We start from the raw sequence: 12,894 nt of genomic DNA on the forward strand, positions 1-12,894 counted from the left end.
GACAAAGCGAGCATCATGTTCGAAATTGCGAACGTTGTGCGAATTTCCGACCAGAAGATAGGTATGCGACAGGCGAGCGTCAACGGTTCTGACGGGTTTCCCGAGACGAACAACCCATGTCGCACGGCCAGTTGCATGCCCTCGGCACCGTTTCACGTGAAACATCGTTCGTGTCCACATCTACGACGATTCACGTCTAGCTGACTCCCCCGGCACCCCGACCGCGCATACCGAGCGCGGCACGCCCCCACGCCGTCCCGCACCACCGGAAGCCGAAAGCCCTTGCCGAATCCCCTGAGAGACTCCTCACACTTCAGGGGCCCCGCACGGCCAGCAGTCCTGCCGCTCAGCACGCAGGTCCGACGACAAAAAGAAGCGGTCCCATCGTGATCACGATGGGACCGCTTCGCTGTGCGCGAGGGGGGAGTTGAACCCCCACGCCCTTGCGGGCACTGGAACCTGAATCCAGCGCGTCTGCCTATTCCGCCACCCGCGCATTGGGTGTGTCCTCAGGCCCCGTTCCTTGCGGCGCTGGGGCCTTCCGACATCGAGAAGATTAGCACGCTGGAGAGGGTGGCTTCACATCCCTTGTTCGCGGTGGACCCCACGCCACACCACCGGTACCGGCCGACCAGTAGGGACCGAACACACGCCCGCTCCTGTCACGTATCAACGAGTGCTGGTTCACGTATCAACCTCGTACCGGTCCCCGCCATCTCCACGGGAGAGGGACGGGGCGCACAGTCCGGTGCGGGACACTGGTCTCGCGCCGCCTCTACGATCCTTGGCAGAGTTCGGGCGAGGTAGTTCGAAGAGGAGCTCCGATGGGAATCCGGGAGAGGACTCCAGTGGGCGTCGAGGCCGGGTGATACCGGTCGACCGGGCCGACAGGGGGAACCAGCCGATTTCCCGGCGCGTGGATACGATCAGTAAGCAGTACCGATGCGGTACGCAGAGCGGTGACGACGGAGGAGGTGCCCCATGGGAGTCCTGAAGAAGTTCGAGCAACGTCTCGAAGGTCTGGTCAACGGCACCTTCGCCAAGGTGTTCAAGTCCGAGGTCCAACCCGTGGAGATCGCGGGAGCACTCCAGCGGGAGTGCGACAACAACGCGACCATCTGGAACCGCGACCGTACGGTCGTCCCCAACGACTTCATCGTGGAGCTGAGCACGCCCGACTTCGAGCGCCTCAGCCCCTACTCCGGCCAGCTCGGCGACGAGCTCGCCGGCATGGTGCGTGACTACGCCAAGCAGCAGCGCTACACGTTCATGGGCCCCATCAAGGTCCATCTGGAGAAGGCCGACGACCTCGACACCGGTCTGTACCGGGTGCGCAGTCGTACGCTCGCCTCCTCCACCAATCAGCAGGCCCCTTCGGGCGCAGCCCCGGCGAGCCCCGCCGCGGGCCGCCCCGGCGGCTACGGCTACCCGCCCGCCGCGGCACCCGCGGGTGCCCCGCCCATGCCCGCCACGCCGCCGCCCGGCGGTGGCCGCCCCGCGCCTCTCGGCCAGCGGCCGACCGCCGCTCCGGCGGGCGGGGGGCGCACGCGCTACTGGATCGAGATCAACGGCACCCGCCATCAGATCTCCCGCCCGACGCTGGTGCTGGGGCGCAGCACCGAAGCCGACGTGCGGATCGACGACCCCGGCGTCTCCCGCCGGCACTGCGAGATCCGGACCGGAACGCCCTCGACGATCCAGGATCTCGGATCCACCAACGGCATCGTGGTGGACGGGCAGCACACCACCCGCGCTACGCTCCGCGACGGCTCGCGGATCGTCGTGGGCAGCAGCACCATCATTTACCGGCAAGCCGAAGGGTGAAGCGGGGGCAATGTCAGAGCTGACCCTCACGGTCATGCGGCTGGGTTTCCTGGCCGTACTGTGGCTGTTCGTGATCGTGGCCGTGCAGGTCATCCGCAGCGACCTGTTCGGTACGCGTGTCACCCAGCGGGGGTCGCGCCGGGAGAGTGCGCGGCCACAGGCGGCCGCCCGCCAGGCCGCGCCCCCGCAGCAGCGCGGCCAGCAGCCCGCACCCCCCGCCGGCGGCGGTGGCGGCCGACGCGGGCGCAATGCCCCGACCAAGCTCGTCGTCAGCGAGGGCACCCTGACGGGGACGACCGTGGCGCTCCAGGGACAGACCATCACCCTGGGCCGCGCACACGACTCCACGATCGTGCTGGACGACGACTACGCCTCCAGTCGGCATGCCCGGATCTACCCGGACCGCGACGGCCAGTGGATCGTCGAGGACCTGGGGTCCACCAACGGCACGTATCTCGACCGGAACCGACTGACGACTCCCACGCCGATTCCGCTGGGCGCGCCGATCCGCATCGGCAAGACCGTCATCGAGCTGCGGAAGTAGTGCTACATCATGAGTAGGCGCGAGCGGAGCGAGCACGCAGGGGCAGCCCCCACCAGGGCTCCCGGCGCGCTCCCGACCGGAGGGTGGGCACCGTGCGGATGTACCCGGAGCCGACGGGCGAGGTGCGCATGAGTCTGTCACTGCGCTTCGCCGCCGGATCGCACAAAGGCATGATCCGCGAGGGCAACGAGGACTCGGGCTACGCCGGTCCGCGGCTGCTCGCGATCGCCGACGGCATGGGCGGTCAGGCGGCCGGTGAGGTCGCCTCCTCCGAGGTGATCTCCACCCTCGTCACGCTCGACGACGACATCCCCGGCTCCGACATCCTCACCTCCCTCGGCACCGCCGTGCAGCGCGCCAACGACCAGCTGCGCGCGATGGTCGAGGAGGACCCGCAGCTGGAGGGCATGGGCACCACGCTCACCGCCCTGCTGTGGACCGGCCAGCGACTCGGCCTCGTGCACGTCGGCGACTCCCGCGCCTACCTCCTCAGGGACGGCGTCCTCACCCAGATCACCCAGGACCACACCTGGGTGCAGCGTCTGGTCGACGAGGGCCGCATCACCGAGGAGGAGGCCACCACCCACCCGCAGCGCTCCCTGCTGATGCGCGCGCTGGGCAGCGGTGACCATGTGGAGCCGGACCTCTCCATTCGCGAGGTCCGAGCCGGCGACCGGTATCTGATCTGCTCCGACGGCCTGTCCGGAGTGGTGTCCCACCAGACGATGGAGGACACCCTCGCCAGCTACCAGGGCCCGCAGGAGACCGTGCAGGAGCTGATCCAGCTCGCGCTGCGCGGCGGCGGCCCGGACAACATCACGGTCATCGTCGCCGACGTCCTCGACCTCGACACCGGAGACACCCTCGCCGGGCAGCTCTCCGACACCCCGGTCGTGGTCGGCGCCGTCGCCGAGAACCAGCTCCACCTCCAGGACAACGGCATCATGCAGACCCCCGCCGGCCGGGCCTCGGGTCTCGGCCGTCAGGGGCGCGGACAGGGCGGCGGCGAGTTCGGCCCTCCCGGCTCCGGCGACACCACCGGGTACATGCCCGCGGCGGGCAGCTTCGGCGACTACTCCGACGACGACTTCGTCAAGCCGCGCAAGAAGCGCAGGTGGTTGAAGAGATCCTTCTTCGGCACCCTCGCCCTCGCCGTGATCGGCGGGGGCCTGTACGGCGGTTACCGCTGGACGCAGACGCAGTATTACGTCGGCTCCAAGGACGACCACGTGGCGCTGTACCGCGGCATCAGCCAGGACCTGGCCTGGATCTCGCTCTCGAAGGTCGAGAAGGACCACCCCGAGATCGAACTCAAGTACCTGCCGCCCTACCAGCAGAAACTGGTCGAGGCCACGATCGCCGAGGGCGGTCTGGGCGACGCCCGGAAGAAGATCGAAGAGCTGTCCACCCAGGCGTCGGCGTGCAAGAAGAACGCCGAGCGCCGCGAGGCGGCGGACAGCAACGCCAAGACGGGCGAGGGCGAGGCCGGCGGCGTCACGGGAACCACGAAGACCTCCCTCACGTCCAAGGCCACACCGTCCCCGACGTCGACACCGTCGACGTCCCCGACCCCGAACCAGACCGCACCCACACCGTCGGCCGGCCCCACCCTCTCGGAGGAGGAGCAGGAGCTGGTCTCACGGTGCGGTGAGCAGTAGGCAAGCCGCGAGGGGCCCACGCACACCATGAGCAGTCCTACCAACACGTCGACGCAGCACACGTCCACGATCGGCGCGATCGGCACACCGAGCCGACGCAACACCGAACTGGCGCTGCTGGCGTTCGCGGTCGTCATCCCGGTGTTCGCCTACGCCAACGTGGGTCTCGCCCTGAACGACCAGGTGCCCGCCGGACTCGCCGCCTACGGCATCGGCCTCGGGGTACTGGCCGGCATCGGCCACCTCGTCATCCGCAAGTTCGCGCCGTACGCCGACCCGCTGATGCTGCCGCTCGCCACGCTGCTGAACGGACTGGGGCTGGTGGCCATCTGGCGACTGGACCAGTCGAAGCTGCTCCAGCAGATCGGACAGGCCGGCGGCAAGGCGACCAATCAGCTGGTCTACACAGCGATGGGCATCGCGCTCCTCATCGCCGTACTGATCTTCCTCAAGGACCACCGCACCCTCCAGCGCTACACCTACATCTCCATGGCCGGCGCTCTGGTCCTGCTGCTGCTCCCGCTGGTGCCGGGCCTCGGCGCGGAACTCACCTACGGCGCCAAGATCTGGATCCAGGTCGGCAGCTTCACCATCCAGCCCGGCGAGTTCGCCAAGATCGTGCTGGCGATCTTCTTCGCCGGCTACCTGATGGTGAAGCGCGACGCGCTCGCACTGGCCAGCCGTCGCTTCATGGGCCTGTACCTGCCGCGCGGCCGCGACCTCGGCCCGATCATCGTCGTCTGGGCGATCTCGATCCTCATCCTGGTCTTCGAGACCGACCTCGGTACGTCGCTGCTGTTCTTCGGCATGTTCGTGATCATGCTTTATGTCGCGACCGAGCGGACCAGCTGGATCGTCTTCGGTCTGCTGATGTCAGCGGCCGGCGCGGTCGGCGTGGCCTCGTTCGAGATCCACGTGCAGCAGCGTGTGCAGGCCTGGCTGGACCCCATGGGCGAGTGGGAGCTCTCCAAGACCGTGGTCGGCCACTCCGCGCAGTCCATGGAAGCCCTGTGGGCCTTCGGCTCCGGCGGCACCCTCGGCACCGGCTGGGGCCAGGGCCACTCCGAGCTCATCCGCTTCGCCGCGAACTCCGACTTCATCCTCGCCACCTTCGCTGAGGAACTGGGACTGACCGGCGTGATGGCGATCCTGCTGATCTACGGCCTGATCGTGGAGCGCGGCATCCGCACCGCCCTCGCCGCCCGCGACCCGTTCGGCAAGCTGCTCGCCGTCGGTCTGTCCGGCGCGTTCGCCCTCCAGGTCTTCGTCGTCGCCGGCGGTGTCATGGGCCTCATCCCCCTGACCGGTATGACGATGCCGTTCATGGCCTACGGCGGTTCCTCAGTTATCGCCAACTGGGCACTCATCGGCATCCTGATCAGAATCAGCGACACCGCACGCCGGCCCGCGCCCGCACCCGCACCGAACCCCGACGCCGAGATGACCCAGGTGGTCCGACCGTCATGAACAAGCCCCTGCGCCGCATCGCGATCTTCTGCGGGCTCCTGGTCCTCGCCCTGCTCATCCGGACCAACTGGCTCCAGTACGTCCAGGCGGATTCCCTCGCCACAGACAAGAACAACCGTCGCGTCGCCATCGAGCGCTACGCCACGCCTCGCGGGGACATCATCGTCGACGGCAAGGCCATCACGGGGTCCGTCGCTTCCGAGGGGCTCGACTACAAGTACAAGCGCACCTGGAAGAACGGCGAGATGTGGGCGCCGGTCACCGGCTACTCCTCCCAGATCATCGGCGCCACCCAGCTGGAGAGCCTCGAGGACGGCATCCTCACCGGCAACGACGACCGGCTCTTCTTCCGGAACACGCTGGACATGCTCACCGGCAAGAAGAAGGAGGGCGGCAGCGTCGTCACCACCCTCAACGCCGCCGCGCAGAAGGCGGCCTTCGAGGGCCTCGGTGACAAGAAGGGCGCCGTCGCCGCGCTCGACCCCAAGACCGGCGCGATCCTCGCCCTGGCCTCCACGCCGTCCTACGACCCGTCCACGTTCGCCGGGATCAGCACCAAGGACAGCAAGACCTTCTCGAAGCTGGAGAAGGACCCCGACAAGCCGATGCTGAACCGCGCGCTGCGCGAGACCTACCCGCCCGGCTCCACGTTCAAGGTGGTCACAGCCGCCGCAGCACTGGAGAACGGCGTCGTCTCGGACATCGACGACAAGACGGACACGCCTGACCCGTACAAGCTGCCGGAGTCGTCCACCCCCCTCACCAACCAGCACGGCGAGTGCAAGAACGCAACCCTCCGCTACGCGCTCGAGCAGTCCTGTAACACGGTCTTCGGCAAGCTCTCCGACAGCGTCGGTAACGACAAGATGATCGAGCAATCCGAGAAGTTCGGCTTCAACGAGGCCACGCTGGACACTCCCGTCCGCGCCGCGGAGAGCGTCTACCCCGAGGACAACCGCCCGCAGAACGCGATGGCCGGCATCGGGCAGGCCTCCAACCGGGCCACCCCGCTCCAGATGGCCATGGTCGCCTCCGCCGTCGCCAACGACGGCGAGCTGATGGCGCCCTACATGGTCGACCAGCTGCGTGCTTCCAACCTCGACGTCATCGAGACCCACGACCCCGAGACACTGTCCCAGGCAGTCTCACCGGAGAACGCCCAGAAGCTTCAGGACATGATGGAGAGCGTCGTCAAGACGGGTACCGGTCAGAACGCTCAGATCGACGGCGTCACCGTCGGCGGCAAGACCGGTACCGCGCAGCACGGCGTGAACAACAAGGAGAAGCCGTACGCCTGGTTCATCTCCTACGCCCAGCTCAGCGACGGCAGCTCGCCGGTCGCCGTGGCCGTGGTCGTCGAGGACAGCGACGCCTCGCGTGGCGACATCTCCGGTGGCGGTCTCGCCGCCCCGATCGCGAAGAGTGTGATGCAGGCAGTGATCAACAGCAAGAAGTGACGCCGCTCACGTCGCCTTCACATCGGTGCACGTTGCGATACCGGTCCTGTATCGGGTGACGCGGTTGGCCAGGTCACAGAAGGCGAGCCGGGTACCGTATGCCCGGAGCACAGCCGCCGGACCACACATGGGTGCGGTCGGGACCGACGGAGAGGGCTGGTAGGAAGCTATGGAAGAGCCGCGTCGCCTCGGCGGCCGGTACGAGCTGGGCCAGGTGCTCGGCCGTGGTGGCATGGCGGAGGTCTACCTCGCGATGGACACCCGCCTCGGCCGCACCGTGGCGGTGAAGACGCTGCGAGCGGACCTCGCGCGCGACCCCACCTTCCAGGCCCGGTTCCGCCGGGAGGCCCAGTCGGCCGCCTCGCTCAACCACCCCGCGATCGTGGCGGTCTACGACACGGGCGAGGACTACATCGACGGGGTCTCGATCCCGTACATCGTCATGGAGTACGTCGAGGGCTCCACCCTCCGTGAGCTTCTCCACAGCGGCCGCAAGCTGCTGCCGGAGCGGGCCATGGAGATGACCATCGGCATCCTCCAGGGACTGGAGTACGCCCACCGCAACCAGATCGTCCACCGCGACATCAAGCCGGCCAACGTCATGCTGACGCGCAACGGCCAGGTCAAGGTGATGGACTTCGGTATCGCCCGCGCCATGGGTGACTCCGGGATGACGATGACGCAGACGTCTGCGGTCATCGGCACCGCCCAGTACCTCTCCCCGGAGCAGGCCAAGGGCGAGCAGGTGGACGCCCGGTCCGACCTGTACTCCACCGGCTGTCTGCTCTACGAGCTGCTGACGGTCCGCCCGCCGTTCGTCGGTGACTCCCCCGTGGCGGTCGCCTACCAGCATGTGCGGGAAGAGCCGCAACCACCGAGCGTCTTCGACCCGGAGATCACTCCGGAGATGGACGCCATCGTCCTGCGTGCCCTGGTCAAGGACCCGGACTACCGCTATCAGTCCGCCGACGAGATGCGTGCCGACATCGAGGCCTGCCTCGATGGTCAGCCCGTCGCGGCCACGGCGGCCATGGGCTCCGTCGGCTACGGCGGCTACCCGGACGACCAGCCGACCACCGCCCTGCGGGCCGACGCCGGCGCCACGACGATGCTCCCTCCGGTCGGCCCGGACGACGGTTACGGCTACGACGACCGCCAGGGCCGTCGCCGCCAGCAGCAGAAGAAGAACAACACCTCGACGATCCTCCTGGTCGTCGCAGGTGTCCTGGTGCTGATCGGCGCGGTCCTCATCGGCCAATGGATGTTCTCGGGCAGCGGCACCGGCAACGACACCCTCAAGGCACCGAACTTCGTCGGGCAGAGCGAGGCGGAGGCGAAACAGGCCGCCACCAACGTCGATCTGAAGGTGACGACGACCAAGGCCGCGTGCGAAGAGCAGAAGACCGGCAACGTCTGCGAGCAGAACCCGAAGGCGGACACCGAGGTCAAGAAGGGCGACACCATCGCCCTGGTCATCTCGACGGGCGCTCCGAAGGTCACGGTCCCCGACGTCCAGGGCATTCAGTTCGACGAGGCCGAGGCCGAGCTCAAGGACAAGGGCTTCGAGGTCGAGAAGAAGACCGAGGAGTCCGACCGCACGGCCGGCATCGTGATCGACCAGGACCCGGCCAGCGGCAAGCTCGAGAAGGGCTCCACGGTCACGCTGACGGTCGCCAAGGCTCCGGACAAGGAAACCGTCCCGGACGTGGCCCGGCAGAGCTGTGACGCAGCCAAGAACCAGATGGCGGCCAACAACCTCGTCGGCACGTGCACCGAGGTCGAGACCCAGGACCCCAACCTCGTCGGCAAGGTCGTCGCGACCAGCCCCGAGGCGGGCTCCGAGCTCAACAAGGGCGACACGGTCACCATCCAGATCGGCAAGGCGGCCGAGGAGGAGAAGCAGGAGGCCGAGGTCCCGAACGTCGTCGGACGGACCGTGGGCCAGGCCAAGCAGATCCTCCAGGCGGCCGGCTTCACCAACATCCAGTTCGCGGGCGGCAGCGACCAGAGCGACACCGCGCTCGTGACCGACCAGGACCCGGACGGCGGCAACAAAGCCGACCCGGCCCAGACGACGATCACCCTCGCTTCGGTCGGTTTCGGCGGCAACAACGGCAACAACAACAATGGCGGCGGCGACGGCGGAGGCTTCTTCGACTAGCGCCACCTACCCATGGCAGAGGGACTGACCGAGCCCTCTGCCCCGTACGACGAAGGAGCCCCGGCACCCTCCCCGAGGGGGTTGCCGGGGCTCCTTCGTCGTCTCGATGTTTCACGTGAAACAGGATGTTTCACGTGAAACATCCCTAGAGGACAGCGCCCAACCGAGCCGCTATCGGAGTTCCTTCGGCAGCGTGCGTTCCGCGTTCACGCGCTCCACCCGCTCCAGCTCGCCCCACACGATGTACCGGTACCGGGACGTGTAGACGGGCGTGCAGGTGGTGAGGGTGATGTATTTGCCGGCCTTCTTCTTGCCGGACTCCTTGGGGATGTTCGAGAGCACCTTGACGTTGTACTTCGAGGTCTCGGTGAGGGTGTCGTAGACCTTGTAGACGTACCAGTTGTCGCGCGTCTCGAAGACGATCGAGTCGCCCTTCTCGAGCTTGTCGATGTTGTGGAACTTCGCGCCGTGTCCGTCGCGGTGGGCGGCCAGGGTGAAGTTGCCGTCCTTGTCGGAGCTGGGGAGGGTCGCCTTGACCGGGTCGGTGTAGTAGCCGGCGACACCACCGTTGAGAACCTTGGTGGAGGTGCCCTTCTTCACCAGGACCTCGCCGTTGTTCATGGCGGGGACGTGCAGGAAGCCGATGCCGTCCTTGGTGTCCAGGGCCCCGGGGCCGTCGTCCGAGGCCCAGGTGTCGCGGACCTTGTTCGCTTCCTTGTCCGCCTCGCGGTCGGCGAGCACGTTCGTCCACCACAGCGAGTAGACGACGAACAGACCGAGCACCAGGCCCGCCGTGATGAGGAGTTCACCGAAGACGCTGACCGCCAAGGCGATCCGGCTCATGCCGCGGCGCCGCGGCGTGGCCTCGGACGCGTCCGTCGTCTCTTCGGTGTCGTCGGTGGTCACTGCCACAGTTCTTCCGCCCTTGGTCGAGCCCCTACTGGACGAGCGCGTCGGGCTTCCCCTCGCTGCGCGGCCGTTCCTCCACCATCTTGCCCCACACGATCATGCGGTACTTGCTCGTGAACTCCGGCGTGCACGTGGTCAGCGTGATGTAGCGACCCGGCTGGGTGAAGCCGGAGCCCGGGGGCACGGGTTGGAGCACGCTGACGTTCGACGGCGGGGTCACCGGCAGGATCGAGGCCATGTCGTAGACGTAGTACGTGTCCTGCGTCTCCACGACGATCGGGTCGCCCGGCTTGAGCCGGTTGATGTACCGGAACGGTTCGCCATGGGTGTTGCGGTGGCCCGCGATACCGAAGTTGCCCGCCTTGTCCTCGGGCATCGCCGTCTTGATGCTGTTCTCGTCGTAGTGGCCGACCATTCCGCGGTCCAGGACCTTCGACTTGCTGATGCCCTCGGCGATCGGCACGACGACGTCCAGCTTCGGAATGTGCAGGATGGCGAAGCCCTGCCCGGGCTCGAAGGCGCCCGGCGCGCGCTTGCCGCTCTTCCACTCCTCCTGGAGGCTCGTCGCCTCGCGGCCCGCCTGCTGATGGGCGCGGATGTTGGACCACCAGAGCTGATAGGTGACGAAGAGCAGCATCACCACGCCGGTGGTGATGAACACCTCGCCGATGACCCGGCTCGCGATCACTCCCGCGCTGGGCTTGCGCGCCCGCGCCGCCCGTCGCGCCTCGATCCTGGAGCGGGGCGCAGCCGACAGCCCGCCCTCTCCTAAGCCCTCCTCGGGCCCCTGAGCGGCTCCTGGGCCGGCATGGGCCCCCGGGGAGCCCCCGTGCCTCCCGTGCCGTCTGGCGGCCTTACGGCGGGCCGCACGGCCTCCGGGAGCCGGGGGCGCGGGTATCGGCTCGGCCGCGGCAGCTATCCGCCGCGCCTCCTCCACCCGCAGTGCCACCGTCTCCTCGTCGATCGGAGGGTGCTGCAGGGCCGTTTCGGTCGGGATGCCGCCTGGGGCGCGCACCGAGCCGACCGGGTCATAGGTCTCGTACAGCCCGTCGGACGCGGGCTGGAGAAGCGGCTCGTAGGTCTCGTACTGCTCGTACGGCTCGACCGCGGGCTCCGTGTACGGCTGCGGCTGCCCGAACCAGTCGTCCTGCCCGTACTGCGGGGCCTGTTGAACGGTCCACGGCCGCGGATCAGCCGTGTCCCCGAACGGCGCTCCCGGCTGAAAGGCCTCCGCCTCGAACGACTCGGTGCCCCCGTACGCGGCCTCGCCGCCGTAGGGGGCACTCTCACGCTCGGGGCGCAGTGCCGTCACGCCGTGGCCCTGCCCACCACGGGGGCGAGCCCCGTCGACCTGGCCACGGCCTCTTGGTCACCGCATTCGGCCAGCCAGTTGGCGAGCATGCGGTGGCCGTGCTCGGTGAGCACCGACTCGGGGTGGAACTGCACGCCCTCGACCGGCAGTTCCCGGTGCCTGAGGCCCATGATGATCCCGTCGTGCGTGCGCGCCGTGACCTCCAACTCGGCCGGCACAGTGGCCGGCTCCGCGGCCAGGGAGTGGTAGCGGGTCGCGGTGAAGGGGGTGGGCAGGCCCGCGAAGACCCCCTTGCCCTCATGTTCCACCAGCGAGGTCTTTCCGTGCAGCAGTTCGGGCGCGCGGTCCACGACACCGCCGTACGCCACCTGCATGGACTGCATGCCGAGGCAGACGCCGAAGACGGGGACGCCGGTCGCGGCACAGTGGCGGACCATGTCCACGCAGACCCCGGCCTCCTCAGGAGTGCCCGGCCCGGGGGACAGGAGCACGCCGTCGAAGCCGTCCTGGGCGTGGGCGGTCGCCACCTCGTCGTTGCGGAGCACCTCGCACTCGGCGCCCAGCTGGTACAGGTACTGGACCAGGTTGAAGACGAAGCTGTCGTAGTTGTCGACGACGAGAACCCGGGCGGGTCGGGCGGCACTCACTGGTCGTTCACCGTCACATCGTTGAAGGGCAGGAGGGGCTCGGCCCAGGGAAAGACGTATTGGAAGAGGACATAGACGACGGCCAGGGTCAGCACGATGGAGATCAGCGCCTTCAGCCACGCGTTACCCGGCAGATGTCGCCAGATCCAGCCGTACATGCCGTCCCTTCCTTCACACCACGGCACCGGACTCACGCCGTACCGCCACCAGACTAACGGCGTAGTGCCTCCGGTTTCCCTGACTCCACAGGCTGTGTGGAATCCAGATGGCCCCAGACGATGAGCCGATGACTGTGTCCCCACTCCGGCTCGCACGTCGTCAGCGTCAGATAGCGCCCCGCGCGAGTGAAGCCCGATTTCGCCGGCACGGGGTCGATGACCTGGACGTCCGTGGGCAATGTCCGGTAGGGCCCCTTGTCGATGACGTACGTGAACCAGTCCGCGCCGTCGCTCAGGACGACTTCGTCGCCGGGACGCAGCTTGGGAAAATCTTTGAAGGGATCGCCGTAGGTACGGCGGTGGCCGGCGACCGCGAAGTTCCCCTTCTGTCCCAGCTGCGCGGTGTTCGCGTAGTGGCCGAGTCCTTTCTTCAAAGTGTCCGCCTTCGTGCCCTCCAGGACGGGCTTGTTCCACGTGGCACCAAGGCGCGGGATGTACATGAGTGCGAAGGGCTTGCCGCTCTCGTACGCGGCGGGCGGCTCGGGAGACGCCGGGGAGCCCGGGCCGGACGTGGGCCGCACCGGCTGCTTCGCCCAACGGTCCTGGAGCAGGTCGACCTGGCGGTCCATCTCGGTGTCGGCCTTCACACCGGTCCAGAACAGCACGTAGACGACGAAGAGCACGATCAGGGTGCCGACGGTGATGCAGAGTTCGCTGGCGGTCCTCACGATCACGCGCACCGACACGGGTCCCCCGG

At 67.9% G+C, this 12,894-nt stretch carries 11 protein-coding genes and 1 tRNA gene; 6 read left to right on the forward strand and 6 right to left on the reverse strand.

Features of this window, described 5'->3' with window-relative positions:
• Positions 1-412 precede the first annotated feature (412 nt).
• Positions 413-496, reverse strand: a tRNA-Leu gene (locus K1J60_RS21760).
• 485 nt (positions 497-981) lie between these two features.
• Between K1J60_RS21760 and K1J60_RS21765 the strand changes: the two genes are divergently transcribed.
• The 6 genes from K1J60_RS21765 (at position 982) to pknB (ending at position 9,111) form a co-directional block, all read left to right on the forward strand.
• The gene (locus K1J60_RS21765; protein WP_220647663.1) at positions 982-1,824 is read left to right on the forward strand and encodes an FhaA domain-containing protein; all 843 of its coding nucleotides are present in this window, start codon (positions 982-984) and stop codon (positions 1,822-1,824) included.
• 10 nt (positions 1,825-1,834) lie between these two features.
• Positions 1,835-2,368, forward strand: a complete 534-nt coding sequence (locus K1J60_RS21770) for an FHA domain-containing protein FhaB/FipA (RefSeq protein WP_220647664.1) — start codon at positions 1,835-1,837, stop codon at positions 2,366-2,368.
• 128 nt (positions 2,369-2,496) lie between these two features.
• A complete protein-coding gene (locus tag K1J60_RS21775; RefSeq protein ID WP_259407856.1) occupies positions 2,497-4,026 on the forward strand; it encodes a Stp1/IreP family PP2C-type Ser/Thr phosphatase in 1,530 nt (509 codons plus the stop codon).
• 27 nt (positions 4,027-4,053) lie between these two features.
• Complete coding sequence (locus K1J60_RS21780; RefSeq protein WP_220647665.1) at positions 4,054-5,493, forward strand: FtsW/RodA/SpoVE family cell cycle protein; 1,440 nt, start codon at positions 4,054-4,056, stop codon at positions 5,491-5,493.
• Entirely contained in the window at positions 5,490-6,950 is a 1,461-nt protein-coding gene (locus K1J60_RS21785) for a peptidoglycan D,D-transpeptidase FtsI family protein (RefSeq protein ID WP_220647666.1), read from the forward strand. Before K1J60_RS21780 ends, K1J60_RS21785 begins: the two co-directional genes overlap by 4 nt.
• Positions 6,951-7,119: 169 nt before the next feature.
• Positions 7,120-9,111, forward strand: a complete 1,992-nt coding sequence (pknB, locus tag K1J60_RS21790; protein ID WP_220647667.1) for a Stk1 family PASTA domain-containing Ser/Thr kinase — start codon at positions 7,120-7,122, stop codon at positions 9,109-9,111.
• Positions 9,112-9,282: 171 nt separating this feature from the next.
• On the opposite strand, the gene K1J60_RS21795 is transcribed toward pknB, so the two are convergent.
• Genes K1J60_RS21795 through K1J60_RS21815 form a run of 5 tightly spaced genes read right to left on the reverse strand, consistent with a single transcriptional unit; the run spans position 9,283 to position 12,883 of the window.
• Entirely contained in the window at positions 9,283-10,023 is a 741-nt protein-coding gene (locus K1J60_RS21795; protein WP_220647668.1) for a class E sortase, read from the reverse strand.
• Positions 10,024-10,048: 25 nt separating this feature from the next.
• Positions 10,049-11,332: a class E sortase gene (locus tag K1J60_RS21800; protein WP_220647669.1), complete on the reverse strand. Its 1,284-nt coding sequence runs from the start codon at positions 11,330-11,332 to the stop codon at positions 10,049-10,051.
• Positions 11,329-11,979: an aminodeoxychorismate/anthranilate synthase component II gene (locus tag K1J60_RS21805; protein WP_220647670.1), complete on the reverse strand. Its 651-nt coding sequence runs from the start codon at positions 11,977-11,979 to the stop codon at positions 11,329-11,331. The genes K1J60_RS21800 and K1J60_RS21805 overlap by 4 nt, the downstream gene beginning before the upstream one ends.
• Complete coding sequence (locus tag K1J60_RS21810) at positions 11,976-12,137, reverse strand: hypothetical protein (protein WP_033530583.1); 162 nt, start codon at positions 12,135-12,137, stop codon at positions 11,976-11,978. The genes K1J60_RS21805 and K1J60_RS21810 overlap by 4 nt, the downstream gene beginning before the upstream one ends.
• 53 nt (positions 12,138-12,190) lie before the next feature.
• The gene (locus tag K1J60_RS21815) at positions 12,191-12,883 is read right to left on the reverse strand and encodes a class E sortase (RefSeq protein WP_220647671.1); all 693 of its coding nucleotides are present in this window, start codon (positions 12,881-12,883) and stop codon (positions 12,191-12,193) included.
• Positions 12,884-12,894 lie beyond the last annotated feature (11 nt).

This window comes from Streptomyces akebiae, from assembly GCF_019599145.1.
In the GTDB taxonomy this organism is placed as follows: Bacteria; Actinomycetota; Actinomycetes; order Streptomycetales; family Streptomycetaceae; genus Streptomyces; species Streptomyces akebiae.